Raw genomic sequence first — 15,868 nt, 5'->3', positions numbered from 1 at the left:
ACCGGAAAAATCTAGTAGGTATGACACTGAGTCGGTCAAAAAACAACTAGCAGCCAAAGAACTAATCGCCAATCAAATATCTCTTTTTAATGTACGTACGCAAATAAGTAGAAGACAAGGTAATATTTACCTGAAAGCTGTAGCTATTCAAGCAAATATATTAAATGAGTTAGGGTTTGAGTTAACGCCATACCAAAAGCAAGTCATAGAAGAAATAGAGTTTGAGCAAAGCGATAAAGTAGCAATGATGAGATTACTGCAAGGTGATGTTGGCTCCGGTAAAACTTTGGTAGCTTTGCTGACGATGGTAAATGTGGTAAAAGCTGGATTTCAAGCAACGCTTATGGCTCCAACCGATTTGCTTGCCAATCAGCATTATGAGTTTTGTGTTAAAGCTTTAAAAAATACTAATATAAGAATTGCGTTACTTACCGGTAAAATCCTTGGGGCAGCGCGAAAAAATATCATGCAGCAGCTCGAAAACGGCGAGATTGATATATTAGTCGGTACTCATGCTTTATTTCAAGTGAAAGTAAGCTTTAAGAAGCTAGGTTATATAGTGATCGATGAGCAGCATAGATTTGGGGTACAGCAGCGTTTGAACCTGATAAATAAAGGAGTAAATCCCGATGTTTTAGTTATGACCGCAACGCCGATTCCTCGGAGTCTTGCCCTTACTATGTTTGGTGATATGAGTATCTCAAAGCTAATGGGTAAGCCAAAAAATCGTTTGCCTATCGCTACAAATACCATGTCAGTTAATAAGATAGAACATATTATCGAAGCGATAAATAAGAAGCTTATGGCAGGTGAGCGGGTATATTGGATTTGTCCATTGATAGAGCAGAGTCCATCCCATGATGTCATACCGCGGCTTGACCGCGGTATCCAGAAAAAAATTAAAAAAGACTGGATCCCGTGGAGGAGACACGGGATGACAATGGAGGAGAAGCAAGAGGATAGTTTATTAATGGATGTGATGAATCGTTTTAACTCTATCGAAAATATATATCAAGGTTATACCGGTATTATTCACGGTAAGATGAAGAACGAGCAGAAAGACCAAATAATGAAACAGTTTAAGGAAGGTGAAATTAAGATATTAGTTGCAACAACTGTTATTGAAGTCGGAATAGACGTGCCTGAAGCAACCTTGATCATTATTGAAAACGCTGAGAGATTTAGTCTCGCTCAGCTTCATCAGCTTAGAGGTAGAGTAGGGCGAGGCTCTTTGCAGTCATATTGTATATTGCTCTATAATCCTAAAAGGCTTGGAAAAGTTGCACGAGGTAGGTTTGAAATAATGAAACAAACTAATGATGGGTTTTATATCGCTGAGCAGGATTTAAAACTTCGAGGTAGCGGTGAGGTTTTAGGAGTAAAACAAAGCGGTGAAATGGAGTTTTTCTTTGCTGATTTGGCAGAAGATTATGATCTATTACTTAAAGCTCATAAATTTGCGGAAATAGGTTCAAAAGGTAATTTAAATTTTGTTAACTTTCAGATAAAGCTTTTCGCCAAATCGCAAGTAAGTGCGTTGATTTAGGTTTAATGATTTTCGTCATTGCAAGGAAAAATTGAAGATTTTGACAAAGCAATCCAGTAAAAAAATTCTGATTTACAGAATTTTTTTACTTATTTTTCTGGATTACCAATGACGATTTGGCAACGTTCGTACACTAGTGGCTGTACCAAATACTAATACTAACGCTATTAGTATTGTATTATGTTTTTATTCTGTGCTGTTGGTAACAGTATTTTTCCATTTAATTCCATCTCATATGGAGTATCTAGGTTATTAGGATAAAGTATATAATAAGACGAATTCATGTCCTTTAATGATTGAACTCCTATTTTATTAAGATCATGAAGCTTTGCTATTTTATTATAAAGAATTTTTGAAATTTTTTTACTGTCTGCTACTGCAGCAATCTCATAAATTGTATGACCGCTATTATTAGGTATTAAAGGAAATAATTTAAAATCAGTTTCTGCTTTTGCCTTGCTAAAATAATTTTTTAGTAGAGGAGTATTTTGTGATTGAAGTATATTCATTAAAACTGAATTTCCTTCGGTGTCCAATTAAGATTAAGTTGACCCGATGAAAGTAGTAGTTTTACAGTTTTGTAAGAATTATTTTGTAATGAAGTTTTGAAAGCTTCATCTAGAGGTATATTTACAGCATTATAAGCACGTATAGTAGTAGCTAAATCTTATTTATAAGTAAGTTTACTAAAAATACTTTTTGGTGTTGCTGTTAGTACGCGGAGTATTTGGTATAACTTAATCCATTAATATTATTTAAAATTCGTATAGCTTATATATTAAAAATTTTTAATATATAAATAAGTCTTAGTGATATACATATAATGACTTTAAATGTCAATTAATTAGTTTTTATTTTTGCTATTTATAATATTCGGTTAAAATTTATTTACTGATATCCTATTATCCAATTAGTCCTGTGTAATTTCCGCAAGCCTAGTAAACAGAGCGTCAATCATATCCCAGCCTTTTTTTTGCATAGTGAGTAAAGAAGAATCATTAATATTTATTTGTTTTAATAAATCTATTCTCATGTGTTCATGTTCAGGATCAAGATGCATATGTGTTTTGAAATGTTTTACTGACTTATGATTTAAAAATATTGATCCTAGTGTTTCATAGAATATAGTAGCGCAAGACTCTATTACTAAATGGACAAGAACAGCTTGCTCACTATCTCCAAGAATCATCATTTTTAGTGTAAACCAAGAACCTAAGGCTTCAAAAATAGAATCTGTAACTTCTTCACCATTTTCTAGATTTTGGGATAATTCTATATTATGTCTAAATTCATCGGTAAGATGCTCCCATGCAAGTTGTTTAAATTCTTTTGTTTCAGAAAACACTACTCTTGCTAATACCATTTTTTGAAATGCGTCTGAACAAATCCAAAAATGTTTAAGAAATTTATTTTTTCGTAGGGTACTATCTAACTTAATTTTAAATAGTTTATTTTTTCTAAATTGCTCTTTATATTGTGCATTATCCAAAATTAAGCGATCTATTATATTAATATATTTAATTATCAATTTATTTAAATATATTAATATTAACTAAATTACGCTGCCACTAATTATTAATGTTTATCTACCAATTTTTAAAACCATATGTGTATTTATAGATGAATATGAATTGTAAGACTATAATTTGTATACAATATATATATATAACATTACGACTTATCCATTTGAGATTTATTGGTATTTTTTGTGAGTAATAGCTTAAGATCATTAATATGTAAGTAATTGTTAAAAAAGTGAGGTTTAAAATTAAGTCAGTATTTGAAACATTAAAATCACTAAAGGGAATCGCAAGAGTAAAAAGAGTCGAATGCACTAGGGAAGCAAAAATTGCTACAAAACCGCAAAGTTTTAGATTTACCTGCTCATGTTTTGCAATAAATCCAAGTATCATTATAGCAATCACAAGAGTCCCGTAATCAATCAAAGCCCAGCTAATATACCACAATATTACCATTATAACTACATGGCAATAACCGCTATAGAAAAAGCGAGTTAAAGAATTACGAAAATAATAAATATACCATTGCCCTAGATAGATAGAGATTAGAATATGTGTAGTAAGAAACTGTTTAAATAGTACAGTAGTATATATTTGTAGCAAAACTCCACATATTATTATTCTAGTTTTTGGCTTATCATGAAAATTATAACCGGCAAAAAAGCACAATATCGGCATAGCCGTGCGACCTATAATTCGCATAACCGTTAATTCAGGATATAGATATAAACCCACATGATCAATGCTCATGGCTATAATAGCTAAGGTTTTTAGCAAATCCTGATAATTTGATTTATTTTTTGTTATTATCATAATTGACCACTTTTAATAAATATGCTGTGCCGAAAAATGCTCCCATTCCAACTGCGATTGTACTACCTAGCATACAGACCTTAATCAGTAAATATTCCGAATAAAAATATTCTAAATAATAATGTTTTATTAAAGCAATTATAATAGACATTAATGTACAGCATAACAAAATTTTACCGCAAAAAAGTTTTATACCTGCTTCTATATGAAGCTTATTTTGTTTTGTAGTATAGCTATATAATAAACCTAGATTATACCAAGCTGCAATAGATGTACCGACTGCAATACCGATATGTTTCAAAGAATCCATTAATAATAGATTCATACCGGTATTAATTATGATTGAAAATAAGGTTATTTTGAGCGGTATTTTAGTATCTCCGTTAGCATAAAAAATAGGAGTTAAAATTTTTGCCAAAATAAAAGCAGGAAGTCCGAGTGCAAATGCAGAAATAGCCTCGGCTGTATTTGTAGTATCTTGAGGCGTGAATACTCCTCTTTCATAAATTATATTAATAATCGGATTAGATAGAATTATAATACCGAATGTTGCAGGCAGTGATAATAATAGCCCCACTCTAATAGCGTTATTCTGTATTTTTGTTGCAGCTACTATATCATTTGATTTATAGATTTTTGACAGCTCAGGTAGCAATATAGTAGAAAAGCTAGTACCTATTATCGATAAAGGAAATTGATATATCCGGTCGGCATAAGATAATATAGAAATAGCACCTTCAATAAAGCTAGCAATAGATTGGGATATGAAAAGATTTAATTGCTGTACGCCGGAGCTAATAGTTACCGGTCCTATATTAATCAAAAGCTTTTTTACATAGGGATCGCTTGGGTTAAAAATTATTGGAAAGTTTAAATCCGATCTTTTTACACAGACAAACATAAAAGAAACTTGTAATATTCCGGCAATTATTAAAGATAAGCTAATTGAGGTAGTAGACTCTATATAATTATCAAATGTTAAAGTAAAAATTATTACGCATACACTTAAAATAACCGGTGAAAAAGCAAAGGCTGCAAATTTCTTTACAGAGTTTAATATTCCGCCAAGTAGAGCTGTTAATGAAACAAATATTAAATAAGGTATTGTAATTCGGCATAAGAATACCGTAAGCTCAAATTTTTCTTTTTGACCGTGAAATCCAGGAGCAATAAACAACATTAATTGTGGCATGAAGATTTGCATTAATGCTATTATTACTATTAATGTCAGAAGTAGAAGGGTAAATACCTCGCCTGAAAAATTATTAGCGGCTTTCTTAGAAATAAGCATTTTTTCATTATAAATAGGAATGAATACGCTTGATAATGCCCCTTCTGCAAAAATTCTTCTAAATAGATTCGGTAGTTTAAAAGCAACATTAATGCTATCACCCATAGGCGTAGCGCCAAATAATGATGCGATAAATTGTTCACGCACAAGCCCGAATATACGAGAAATTAGTGTAAAAAAAGCTACTACGACTCCTGAACGAAATAATGTCACTGTTTTATTAATATTACTGTTTTTTTATAGATACGTTATTGTAAGGATATATTGTGTGCGTGGATTAGTTCTACCTCTATCATACCATAGCTTGTCTACGGGATCCAGAAAAAATAATCTCAACGTTATTACCGACAGTACATAGTTTGATAGAATAAACATATAAAAATAAATTTTTATATGTTTTACTGGATACCGTGATCAAGCCACGGTATGACAGAACTGCCGTACCTCTAACTAACCCTATCTATTCCTTCATTGATTAAAGCTTCTGCTTTTGCTTTATTTCCCCATCCGTTAACTTTAACCCATTTACCTTTTTCTAAATCTTTATAATGCTCAAAGAAATGCACGATACGTTTCTTTAGCATTTCACATAAATCATCTAGTTCTTTAATATGATCGAAAGTAATATCGAGTTTAGAGGTTGGTACTGCGATAATCTTCTCATCGAGTCCTGATTCGTCTTCCATCATTAATGCGCCGACTGCTCGGCATTTTATAACCGACCCAGGCACTACCGGATGATGAGCTACGACAAGTACGTCTACCGGATCACCGTCATTTGAAAGAGTATGAGGAATAAAGCCGTAATTACACGGATAGCGCATGGTAGTTTGCATAAAGCGATCAACAAAAACCGCTCCTGATTCTTTGTCAAATTCGTATTTGATTGGACCGCTATTCATCGGAATTTCGATAATTACGTTTATTTCGTCATTATTTGCTTTTGCTTTGATTTTATCTATAAACATGTTTTTTGTTTTGTTTTTGTCATGCCGTGGCTTGACCACGGCATCCAGTTAAAAATATAAAAACAACTTGTGTTTTAAGTTGTTTTTATGGATACCGTGGTCAAGCCACGGTACGACACCGAGTGTTTTAACTCGGAGGTCTGTAATTCTCATCATGCTTTGCAAGTAATTGCCTTGCTATAAATTTCCTGTCCGATAATTGCCCTATGGCAATAATTCCTTGTCCTTCACGAAATAGGGCAGGGAGGACTCCTTGATATAATATCTCTAAATCCTTAATATTATCGGTAATAACAAAACTTATCTTATCAGCAGCAATTTTATTTATTGAGCCTATTTTAACAAGCCCGCCTACTCTTAACTCTTTGCCTTCTTCTATTTCATTAATTTTTGACGGCGGCAAAAAAAATACTATATTTTTCTCTAAATTGTAAAGTATTATACTAATTCCGAGAGCAGCTGAGCAGAAACAAATAATTATTGTTATTAATCTATTTCTTACTCTCTTTTGCATTAAAGTTCTGTTTATTTTGCAATGACTTGTAATTTAAAAAACTTACGATTAACAGTATGGCTAAGGTTAAGAAGGTCAATAAATACGCTACCGATATATAATTATTCATTTCTCAAAAACTCCATAATGTCCTTAGGTGAAGAATCTAAATAGAAATGTTTTAGATATTTTCCGTTTGCATCGATTAAATAGGTAAAAGATGAATGATCAATCATATAGTTCGGGTCGTCATCATCACCATTTACACGAGCATAGAAAACCTTGAATTTATCAGTTACATCTTTTATTTGCTGTTCGTTACCGGTAAGACCTATAAATTTCGGATGAAAATGTTTTAAATATTCTTTAAGCACTTCAGGTGTATCACGTTTTGGATCAATAGTGATAAAAATAGGTAGAATATCTATTTTATGTTTATTTAACATTTCTACAATCTCCGTCATTTTATTTAGAGAGGTTGGGCATATATCAGGACAACTAGTAAATCCAAAGTAAATGAGGCTTAAGTTGTCTTTCAACTTGTCACTATTAAATATCTCTCCATTTTGGTCTATTAGTTCAAAATCACCGCCGATTTTTATGTTATCTTCATAGATATTAACTTGACCGGCAAGTGGTTTTTCAGGCGTGCTTAAAGATAACAACAAATATAGTGCTCCTACTCCTATTAATAAGCTAATTACGATAATTATTTTTATAACATTTGATTGCATTTTCATAAAATATTACCCATTTTTTCGTTGTCATCCTAGCTCACTTGTAGGTTTTGTTGGAATGACATAAATGAGCCATGCAACAACGTCAGTTTTTCCTCGCAATGACGTTAAAACTACGACTACCACCAAGTCTACTCTTTTACACCAAACCTAATTTTTTAGGTTTAAAATATTTTACCCAAATATCTATTAACAATTTAGTAATGATAATTGCCGAAAACATTGAAGATATAATCCCGATCGTTAATGCAACGGCAAAACCTTTTATTGCCCCGACTCCGAATATATAAAGTAAAAAAGCAACAATTAAAGTAGTTAAGTTAGAATCAAGGATAGTAGCAAACGCAGATTCAAAACCGGTTCTAATGGCATAAAGATTAGAAACACCTTTATGCAGTTCCTCCTTAATCCTTTCGTAAATCAATACATTAGCATCAACAGCCATCCCCATAGTTAGTATTATTCCTGCAATTCCCGGCAGAGTTAAAGTAGCTTGGAAAAGTGAAAGTAAAGCTAGAATATATAACAATGCAAGGCTTAAGGCTATATTGGCGAATAAACCAAGTACGCCGTAAGACCAAACCATAAATATACAAACTGCTATAAATCCTATAAGCCATGCCTTTTTGCCCGACTCTATAGAGTCAGCACCTAAATTTGGACCTATACTTCTCTCTTCAATAATTTTAAGTGGGGCAGGGAGCGAACCGGCCCGCAATAATAGTGCAAGTTCATTTGCCGACTCAACGGTAAAATTTCCTGTTATTATACCGCTTCCGCCCATAATCGCTCCGTTTATCGTTGGAGCACTTAGTAATTTATTGTCTAAAACTATAGCAAGGCGTTTACCGGTATTATTTTTGGTTATTTCACCGAATATTTTACTACCTAAATTATTGAAAGAAAAGGCAACTACCGCTTGTGAATTTTGGTCAAAAGAAGCTGAAGCGGTTGTAAGCTGATCCCCACCCAAAACAACTTTTTTCTTTATAACTACATAATACTCCCCATGACTTTCGCTATCTCCCTTAACCAGCATTGAACCTACCGGGACATGCCCTTTGACCGCTTCTTCGATATTGGCATTTTCATCAACTAAATGAAAAGTTAGTTTTGCAGTTTTCCCTAATAGATTCTTCAGGTAAAAGGGATTTTCTTCGCCGGGAACTTGCAGTAATATATGCTTATCGCCTTGCTTCTGTAGTGTTGGCTCTTTAGTGCCAGTACTATCCACTCTCATGCGAACGATCTCAATAGATTGGTCTACTACCTTATTAAGTAAGTCATTTAATCTAGATTCGCTGTAGCGAAGCTTTATTTTATTTTTATTTACTTCAGCGATAATTTCCGGATCGATTTTATTAATTATTTTCTTTAAAGGTTTTAATTCCTCAGGTGATCTTACTTCTAATTGAATGTTATTTTGTCTAACTAATAGATTTTTATAGCCGATTTTATCCTCGCGAAAATTTTTGCGTAAAGTATCAGTAAGATTTTCCATTGAATCATTTAAGTAGGTATCAAAATCAACATCGAGTAATAAATGGGCTCCTCCTCTAAGGTCAAGCCCTAAATTTACTGAATCATGAGGCAGAAACTTAGAGTTTACCTGCATAAAATTAGGTAAGGCACAAATAACCGCAAAAACCGTACATATAATTGCAAGAAAAATTTTCCACTTAGGAAGATTTTGCACCGTTTACCTTCTTATCTTTTTTGTTATTTTCTTTTTTTACTGCTACTTCTTTTGTACGACTAGTTATATCGATAATAGCACTTTTTAAAGCTTTAATACGTACGTCTTTAGCTATTTCGATTTCAACCTTATTGTCATTTTTACTTACTTTAGTCAGAATACCGTAAATGCCGCTATTTGTTAGAACTTCTTCGCCTTTTTTAACTTCACTTACTAATTTCTTTATTTCTTTGCGTCGTTTTTCTTGTGGACGTAATAATAAGAAGTAAAATACGGCAAAAATTAAAACCATCGGTATTAAGCTTGTTAACCCCGATTGTAGAGAATTTGTTTCTACAGGCACTACCTCAGTTGCCTTTATCTCTATAGTGTCGTTATTATTTGCCTGATTATCTTGCGTATTTGCTGACATATGTAATTTCCTAATTGTTGCAATGGTAATTTCCTAATTGTTGCAATAAAATAAAAATAGCTACCTAATAGCTTTAATGCAAGGGTAAAATAAATAATGTATAAGTTAATTATAGTTCGTGCTAGTATTAAATAATCAAAAACTAATTATATTGATGACAACTAAAATCGCCGATATAAAAAATTATATAGAAGAAAAAGCGGATTTATTAATTGCTTTGTCTCGTATAGAAAAAGGAGAAGAAGTAATGTCATTAGAAGATATTAAGAAAAAATATGGTTTGAAAGATTGAATTTATGATAAACTTACTGATGTTATTTGCGAAAGAACGTTGTTGCTTGGACTGATTGTCCATCATTGCGAGAAGAATTACGTAGTAATTCAACGAAGCAATCCAGTAAAAAATTCTGATTTACAGAATTTTTTAATCTTTTTCTGGATTGCTGCGCCGCTTCATTCCTCGTAATGACGGTTTTGGTTTCCACGCAACAACGCCACGCAGGAATGACATAAAACGGGCAAAATCACTGGAGCGGGTGAAGGGATTCGAACCCTCGACTTCGACCTTGGCAAGGTAGCGCTCTACCCCTGAGCTACACCCGCTTAAATATGAGGACATCAGTAAATAAATTTTAACCGATAATTTAATTCTTCTTTGCGGCAAATTATAAGATTTTTTTGAAATATTGATAATATCCTTTCAAAAATCTTATGAATTTTCGCTAAAAAAGCTCTTTAATTACTAATTAAAATTTATTTACCGATACCCTCTAATACGGCGTTTTAATGTAAAAAGTTTAAGGGGATCAAAATTAATTACATATAAAATGCCTTAGTGTTTTTTAATCTAAGCGAATCTGAATATAAGTAATTATAAGATAAATTGCAAGTATTAAATTAGAAATTTATTGGCATTGCTAAATAAAGATAGATTATTTAATAAATTAACGCTATTGCAAAGAAATTACAAAGTATATTGACTAAGCAATCTAGTTAAAAATTCTATAAACTAGAATTTTTTATTATTATTTTTTTAGATTGATACGCTCCTTTCAGTCGTTCAGCTCATTAGACATTATTGCGTGGATCGGTAAAATCTACTGTGTCACCTAGTTCGCTTGACCACGGGGTCCATAAAAACAATAAAAAATACTAATAATTTTAGTATTTTTAACTGGATCCCGTGGTCAAGCCACGGTATGACAGAGGTAAAATTGCACCACGCAACAAGCTCAGCTCATTACAATACTGGTCTTTAGTTAGCAATTCTATAAAATCTAATTTTTTAAATTGACTTTTATTTTTATATAAAACAGTATAATTCTTTATTAATTTTAACTAATTTGCAAAAAAGTATGTTAAGTTACGCAAAAGAGCACAAGAGTTTAGCCCGTAATCAAAAAGAAGCAATAGGGCTACTATCGATAGGTACATTTCTTGAATATTTTGATCTCATGCTCTATGTACACATGGAGGTACTTCTTAATTAGCTATTTTTTCCTGAAGCCGATGCACGAGCTGCTTCTCTATATTCTGCCATTGCATATTGTTCAACATATGTATTTAGACCTATCGGTGCTTTAATATTCGGTTGGATAGGAGATACTATAGGTCGTAAGGCAACGGTCATTATTACAACTTTTTTAATGTCGCTTTGTTGTCTTAATAATGGCTAATTTAAAAACTTATGCCGAAATTGGTATTACGGCAACTTTTGTAGTAACTGCGTGTCGTATCGCTTAGGGGATGTCCTCTATGGGGGGGTAGTAGGTGCTGAGCTTTATCTAACCGAAATGACCAAAATTCCTCAACGTTATTGAGTCGTGGCTTCGCTTGTTGTTTTTGTAACTTTAGGTGCAACCGTAGCATTGGCGGTGGGAACACTTGTTACTTCTTTTGGACTTGATTGGTGTATTGTATTTTGGTTTGGAGCAGCTATTGCTATAGTTGGTGCTATTGCAAGGACAAATCTTAGCGAGACTTCGGATTTCATTGATGCAAAAAGACGAATAAAGAAAACTGTAGCACAAGCGGGGATAGATAGTAATAGGCTAAAATCAAGCCCTATTTGGAGTGAAAAAATTAATAAACCAACAGCAATAGCTTTCTTTTTTATACATTGTGGAGCCCCATTATGGTTTTATATTGTTTATATTTATTGCGGTAATATGCTAAAAAATTCATTTAATTACAGTGCTGCTCAGGTAATTCATCAAAATTTTATTGTTTGTGGTACAGAATTAATAAGTACAATAATTATTACTTATTTGGTTTGTAAAATACTCTATTGTAGCTATTATGTCTCCTATCTTACTAAACAATATTTCAAATACTATAGAATTACTTTTATTCCAATTATTTATTGCAGTATTTGCCCCTACTACTGTGTTTCCGGCAGGTGCAGTGTTTTATGCAAGATTTCCGGTATTAAAACGTTTTAGCGGCAGTTTTATATTTGCTTTATCAAGAGCTTTAATGTTTGTAGTTTCTTCTTTTGGCACAATTTACTTAATAGATTATTTTAATCACTGGGGATTATTATTCTTTATTATTCCAATTCTAATTGGTTATACATTAGGAGTAAATCATTTTATAAAGTTAGATGAGGAAGCAGAGAGTTATTATTAGAAAAAGTTTTTTGTCTTTCAGGTTCTATATTAAAAATTTTTAGGCATAATTCAGCAAATTCTCGTTCTAGTTTATAATTTATATTAGCAGCGACCAAAAGAAAATTTATTAAAGTCTCTTTAATAAATGTTCTAGCTTTCTCAGGTGATTTAACTCCAAAAGTTTGCACATTATGAATTCGATCAAATAATTTTATTAATGCCGTATTGTATCTTTTCTCTTTAATGTCCCTATCGGGGATGAGAAATCCCTTCGCCTAAAGGCGAAGGGAAGATATAATGAAGTTACCTTGGCAACTAATTTATAAAGAGATATGAGGAGTTATAGAAAAAGTAGCCATAGCCAGTATGATTTGAAAGTACACATTATATGGATACCAAAGTATAGAAAGAGGGTATTAACGAGAAAGGTAGCGGAGAGAGCTAGAGATTTATTGAGGCGGATTTGTATGGAACATGAAGTACATATAATTTTAGGCAAAGTAGCTTGTGATCATGTTCATATGTTTATCTCGTATAGACCGCAAATAACACTTAGCAAAATTGTGCAGTATTTAAGGGTAGTAGCTCAAGAATATTATTGCAAGAATTTGCTCATTTGTATTCTAAGTGCATATTTTTAAAATGGTTAAAAATTGAATATCGAAAAAATAGTATAATTAAAACTACAATAGTAAAATATATGAAATTAATTTTCTTTCATACAGCCTAAAGAGTTTGTATAATATGATGTTGTCACCAAAAGAAAATATTATATGTCTAATTCAGCTTTTTTAGTTGCATTTTTTACAACGATTATCCGTTATTATGATTATGCTCTATTCGGTTTATCGGCTAGTATTCTTGCACAAAATTTCTTACCTAATATAGAGCAGGATAAACAACTACTTGGTTTTTTTGCCATTCTTAGTGCAGCCGTTATAGTGCGACCTTTAGGGTCTTTAATTTTTGGATTTATCGGAGATAAATATGGGCGTATTAAATCTATTAAGATATCAATGTTTATGAGTAGCATTTCTACCGGATTAATTGCTATTCTTCCTTCCCTGGAGATGATAGGTATTTTTGCTATGGTAATATTAACATTATGTCGAATGTTTTTTTTAGCAAGCCTTGCCGGAGAAGTTGACGGAATAAAAATTTATGTAGCTGAAAAAACAGGAGATAATCGGAAAAATTTAAATATAGGAATAGTTGCATGCTGTAGCCAAATAGGTGCATTACTTGCGGCTATAGCTTATTATTACGCTAGTAATGCTAGTATCTGGTATTTATGGCGTTTAAATTTCTTTATCGGTGCAATATTTGGTTTATTTGCTATTTTGATGAGAAATTTTTTTAAAGAAAGTAGAGAATTTTTATATTATAAAAGTAATATAGAGCTAAATTTAGAAAGATTTAGACAAGATGAATTTAAGGAAGAGTCTGCGAAGTGTATAAAAGTACGTGAGCACAGACGCATTTCGCAAAATTCGCTTGTATTAAGCTTTCTAAATGACGCTCGGCAAATTATAAAAGATAATAAACTATCCTTTATAATAGCATTACTAATAAACGGTGCTATTGGAGGAGTGTATCACTTTTTAGTAATTTTCTTGGGAGTTTTTTTAACAAAAATAGCTTTTGTAAATCATCCTGAAATAAGATTTATGAATATAGCTCTTACTACTACCTATGGAATATCAGCCGTTTTTGCAGGGCTGCTTGCTGATAAAATAAACCCTTTAAAACAGATTACATGGACTGTATTTGCTAGCATTATTGTTGCTTTAGGAATGCAAATAATGTTATATAAACAAATATTTAATATTCTCTGTCCCGTTATATTAATAGGGCTTGCAGCATTTTATGCAGTACCGCTACAAATTATTGTTCAATCTTTGTTTAAGACTAATATTAAAATGAGGCTTTATAGTCTATCCCATTCTTTTGGAGGTATTATTCTATCCTCAACTACTCCTTTCTTTAGTATGTTATTGTGGCAAAATTTTAAGTCACTATCTCTAACTTTAAGCTGGTTCATATTTTTGCTTATAATATTAATGAGTACAGTGTTAGTTTTACGTAAGATGTTATCCTTGCATGAATACTAAATCGTCATTGCGAGCGACTAAAGGTTTTATTGCATGGCTCAATTTCATCGCTGTCATCTCGTGGCTTAACCACAGGATCCAGTTAAAAATACTCAAATTATTAGTATTTTTTATTATTTTTGCTGGATGACATAAATGAGCTATGCAACAGACTCAAAAACAAGAATAACATCAATTTTCTTAGATAACTCTTCCGTCTTTACTGCGACTTGTAGGTTTTATGCTAGGGCTACTTGAAGATTTGGAGCTTTGCTGTGCTTGTGTCCCAATTTGCTTCGCTTCTTTTGCTAAGTTTTCAAATTTGTCTTTTAAGCTTTTTGTATTGCCTTCTTTTATATGTGTATCTTCACTAGCTTCTATATAACTCTTAGTTTGCCTTTTAGGTGCATTATCTTTAGATTGAGCTTGCTTAGAATGTTCTATTGCAAATTTTGTACGAGGTCTTATTAGTTCATTCTCTTTCCCTGTACCTTTTTGTTTTTCTTCCTCCCATTTATCCCATTCTTCCGGTGATGTCCAGTATCTTGTTATTTTACTATCAAAGCCTTTTTCAAATTTGTTTATTAAATTTTGGGTGCTATTCTCTTTAATTTCTTTACCTCGATTTTCAAACTCAAAATTTTTCTTAGTAGTTATATAGTCAGATTGAGTATTTTCATGTTGTTTTTCTACAGTCTGTTTCTTTTCTTCTGTCCAGTATTTTTTGATTTTGCTATAAGAGTCTGCTTCAAATTTTGCTATTCTATCTTTTATACCGGTAACTGCTCCTGTAGATATTGTAGGCTGCTCTTGGGTTGATTGCTTAATGTGTTTCAGAGATATATTTTTAGATAATTCATAAGTAAAAGATTCTAAACTAGACAAATTTTTATGAACTTTTTCTATATTGGAATTTAAATATTCTATTTTGGGTCCTTTATATTCTATTATATTTTTTAATGTGGTATTAATTTCTACAAAAGATTCTTTAATCTCTTTATTAAACTTATCATCACTATTACTTATCGTACTACAATTAGTAGAAATTTTTTGAAGCTTATCTAATATATCCTTCATTCTCTCATCTTTTTGAGCAGTCGATACCATACTTGCTAAAAATTCGCTTCTTCCTAAATTTCTAGTAACATTACTTAAATATAGAGGTATGGTAGAAGCTTTAGTGTAATCTTGTGGGAATTTATCTATCTCTTCTTTAAATCTCTTTAAGAACTTTATTGTATCACCGAATATAGGATGAGTATTCCAGGAAAGAGCAGGAGGAGTCGGTATTGCTTCCTGCATTGGAGATGTATCTTTAGCTAATTTATCATTAAACAAGTTACGTATTTTAGGTAATACATTATCAATATTAACATGTTGCGGTGATGTATCTATAGATAGTTTTTCATTTTGTAGCTCAGATATATAATCATCTACTGCTTCTTTTAATTTATCTAAAACGGTACTATTTTGGGAAGGAGGTAGCATTCCGGTGCCATCCCACTCTAAAGCAGTATCAGTAGTTAGCATTCCGGGATCATCCCACTCTAAAGCGATATTATCGCTTCTACGCTCCTCACGAGGATCAGTTAGCTTATAGTGGTTTTTATTTAACAAACGAGGATCACGTGAATTTTCGCTCTTTTCATATTCCTGAATGTCTTCAAATATACCTAGTGTTTTATAAATATTA

Annotated in this window: 17 protein-coding genes, 1 tRNA gene and 4 pseudogenes; 8 read left to right on the top strand and 14 right to left on the bottom strand. The window is 32.1% G+C overall.

Annotated elements, in window-relative coordinates; translation table 11 throughout:
* Positions 1-37 precede the first annotated feature (37 nt).
* A pseudogene (locus ACKTSD_RS05280) lies at positions 38-1,546 on the top strand (ATP-dependent DNA helicase RecG); the annotation flags it as partial.
* 167 nt (positions 1,547-1,713) lie between these two features.
* On the opposite strand, the gene ACKTSD_RS05275 reads toward ACKTSD_RS05280, so the two are convergent.
* From ACKTSD_RS05275 to yajC, 9 genes are all read right to left on the bottom strand, one after another.
* Entirely contained in the window at positions 1,714-2,055 is a 342-nt protein-coding gene (locus tag ACKTSD_RS05275; protein ID WP_412708292.1) for a hypothetical protein, read from the bottom strand.
* A 401-nt stretch (positions 2,056-2,456) separates the two neighbouring features.
* A complete protein-coding gene (locus ACKTSD_RS05270) occupies positions 2,457-3,059 on the bottom strand; it encodes a hypothetical protein (protein WP_412708336.1) in 603 nt (200 codons plus the stop codon).
* A gap of 73 nt (positions 3,060-3,132) precedes the next feature.
* Positions 3,133-3,879 (bottom strand): TraX family protein, encoded by a 747-nt coding sequence (locus ACKTSD_RS05265; protein WP_412708291.1) that lies wholly within the window; start codon positions 3,877-3,879, stop codon positions 3,133-3,135.
* Entirely contained in the window at positions 3,860-5,383 is a 1,524-nt protein-coding gene (murJ, locus tag ACKTSD_RS05260) for a murein biosynthesis integral membrane protein MurJ (RefSeq protein ID WP_412708290.1), read from the bottom strand. The genes ACKTSD_RS05265 and murJ overlap by 20 nt, the downstream gene beginning before the upstream one ends.
* Positions 5,384-5,616: 233 nt before the next feature.
* Positions 5,617-6,138 (bottom strand): inorganic diphosphatase, encoded by a 522-nt coding sequence (gene ppa / locus ACKTSD_RS05255; RefSeq protein ID WP_412708289.1) that lies wholly within the window; start codon positions 6,136-6,138, stop codon positions 5,617-5,619.
* Positions 6,139-6,265: 127 nt separating this feature from the next.
* The gene (gene ccmE / locus ACKTSD_RS05250; RefSeq protein ID WP_412708288.1) at positions 6,266-6,652 is read right to left on the bottom strand and encodes a cytochrome c maturation protein CcmE; all 387 of its coding nucleotides are present in this window, start codon (positions 6,650-6,652) and stop codon (positions 6,266-6,268) included.
* Between the two features lie 101 nt (positions 6,653-6,753).
* Entirely contained in the window at positions 6,754-7,371 is a 618-nt protein-coding gene (locus ACKTSD_RS05245; protein WP_412708287.1) for an SCO family protein, read from the bottom strand.
* 136 nt (positions 7,372-7,507) lie between these two features.
* Entirely contained in the window at positions 7,508-9,064 is a 1,557-nt protein-coding gene (gene secD, locus ACKTSD_RS05240; RefSeq protein WP_412708286.1) for a protein translocase subunit SecD, read from the bottom strand.
* Positions 9,048-9,476, bottom strand: coding sequence for a preprotein translocase subunit YajC (yajC, locus tag ACKTSD_RS05235; RefSeq protein ID WP_412708285.1), 429 nt, complete (start codon positions 9,474-9,476; stop codon positions 9,048-9,050). The genes secD and yajC overlap by 17 nt, the downstream gene beginning before the upstream one ends.
* Before the next feature lie 154 nt (positions 9,477-9,630).
* Between yajC and ACKTSD_RS05230 the strand changes: the two genes are divergently transcribed.
* Complete coding sequence (locus ACKTSD_RS05230) at positions 9,631-9,768, top strand: antitoxin of toxin-antitoxin stability system (RefSeq protein WP_412708335.1); 138 nt, start codon at positions 9,631-9,633, stop codon at positions 9,766-9,768.
* 49 nt (positions 9,769-9,817) lie between these two features.
* Here ACKTSD_RS05230 and ACKTSD_RS05225 read toward each other — a convergent pair.
* A pseudogene (locus ACKTSD_RS05225) lies at positions 9,818-9,911 on the bottom strand (lytic transglycosylase domain-containing protein); the annotation flags it as partial.
* A 93-nt stretch (positions 9,912-10,004) separates the two neighbouring features.
* Positions 10,005-10,079, bottom strand: a tRNA-Gly gene (locus tag ACKTSD_RS05220).
* Positions 10,080-10,594: 515 nt separating this feature from the next.
* Between ACKTSD_RS05220 and ACKTSD_RS05215 the strand changes: the two genes are divergently transcribed.
* The 4 genes from ACKTSD_RS05215 to ACKTSD_RS05200 all read left to right on the top strand — a co-directional run bounded on the left by ACKTSD_RS05215 (position 10,595) and on the right by ACKTSD_RS05200 (position 12,104).
* Positions 10,595-10,735, top strand: coding sequence for a hypothetical protein (locus ACKTSD_RS05215; RefSeq protein ID WP_412708338.1), 141 nt, complete (start codon positions 10,595-10,597; stop codon positions 10,733-10,735).
* A 279-nt stretch (positions 10,736-11,014) separates the two neighbouring features.
* Positions 11,015-11,152 carry an MFS transporter gene (locus tag ACKTSD_RS05210; RefSeq protein WP_412708334.1) on the top strand — a complete coding sequence of 46 codons (138 nt, stop codon included), beginning with the start codon at positions 11,015-11,017 and terminating at the stop codon, positions 11,150-11,152.
* 147 nt (positions 11,153-11,299) lie between these two features.
* Positions 11,300-11,917, top strand: coding sequence for a hypothetical protein (locus ACKTSD_RS05205; protein WP_412708337.1), 618 nt, complete (start codon positions 11,300-11,302; stop codon positions 11,915-11,917).
* Positions 11,799-12,104 (top strand): proline/betaine transporter, encoded by a 306-nt coding sequence (locus ACKTSD_RS05200; protein WP_412708333.1) that lies wholly within the window; start codon positions 11,799-11,801, stop codon positions 12,102-12,104. The genes ACKTSD_RS05205 and ACKTSD_RS05200 overlap by 119 nt, the downstream gene beginning before the upstream one ends.
* Here the strand turns inward: ACKTSD_RS05200 and ACKTSD_RS05195 are convergent.
* Positions 12,067-12,273, bottom strand: a complete 207-nt coding sequence (locus ACKTSD_RS05195; protein WP_412708284.1) for a guanosine polyphosphate pyrophosphohydrolase — start codon at positions 12,271-12,273, stop codon at positions 12,067-12,069. The genes ACKTSD_RS05200 and ACKTSD_RS05195 overlap by 38 nt on opposite strands.
* 144 nt (positions 12,274-12,417) lie before the next feature.
* Here ACKTSD_RS05195 and tnpA point away from each other — a divergent pair.
* Together tnpA and ACKTSD_RS05185 are read left to right on the top strand one after the other, a co-directional pair.
* Positions 12,418-12,704: pseudogene (gene tnpA / locus ACKTSD_RS05190) on the top strand (IS200/IS605 family transposase); the annotation flags it as partial.
* Positions 12,705-12,858: 154 nt separating this feature from the next.
* Complete coding sequence (locus ACKTSD_RS05185) at positions 12,859-14,196, top strand: MFS transporter (RefSeq protein ID WP_412708282.1); 1,338 nt, start codon at positions 12,859-12,861, stop codon at positions 14,194-14,196.
* Positions 14,197-14,376: 180 nt separating this feature from the next.
* Here ACKTSD_RS05185 and ACKTSD_RS05180 read toward each other — a convergent pair whose 3' ends face one another.
* On the bottom strand, positions 14,377-14,556 hold the full coding sequence (locus ACKTSD_RS05180; RefSeq protein ID WP_412708332.1) for a hypothetical protein: 180 nt from the start codon (positions 14,554-14,556) through the stop codon (positions 14,377-14,379).
* A gap of 147 nt (positions 14,557-14,703) precedes the next feature.
* A pseudogene (locus ACKTSD_RS05175) lies at positions 14,704-15,018 on the bottom strand (hypothetical protein); the annotation flags it as partial.
* Positions 15,019-15,868 lie beyond the last annotated feature (850 nt).

It is taken from the genome of Candidatus Rickettsia kedanie (assembly GCF_045865205.1).
Taxonomy (GTDB): domain Bacteria; phylum Pseudomonadota; class Alphaproteobacteria; order Rickettsiales; family Rickettsiaceae; genus Rickettsia; species Rickettsia australis.
Note: the sequence above shows the minus strand (reverse complement) of the source record. Positions and strands in the feature narration are given on the sequence as shown.

Coding starts and splice junctions, on each gene's coding strand:
- ACKTSD_RS05275 (WP_412708292.1), bottom strand. CDS start 2,055: ATGAATATACTTCAATCACAAAATACTCCTCTACTAAAAAATTATTTT.
- ACKTSD_RS05265 (WP_412708291.1), bottom strand. CDS start 3,879: ATGATAATAACAAAAAATAAATCAAATTATCAGGATTTGCTAAAAACC.
- ppa (WP_412708289.1), bottom strand. CDS start 6,138: ATGTTTATAGATAAAATCAAAGCAAAAGCAAATAATGACGAAATAAAC.
- ccmE (WP_412708288.1), bottom strand. CDS start 6,652: ATGCAAAAGAGAGTAAGAAATAGATTAATAACAATAATTATTTGTTTC.
- ACKTSD_RS05245 (WP_412708287.1), bottom strand. CDS start 7,371: ATGAAAATGCAATCAAATGTTATAAAAATAATTATCGTAATTAGCTTA.
- yajC (WP_412708285.1), bottom strand. CDS start 9,476: ATGTCAGCAAATACGCAAGATAATCAGGCAAATAATAACGACACTATA.
- ACKTSD_RS05230 (WP_412708335.1), top strand. CDS start 9,631: ATGACAACTAAAATCGCCGATATAAAAAATTATATAGAAGAAAAAGCG.
- ACKTSD_RS05185 (WP_412708282.1), top strand. CDS start 12,859: ATGTCTAATTCAGCTTTTTTAGTTGCATTTTTTACAACGATTATCCGT.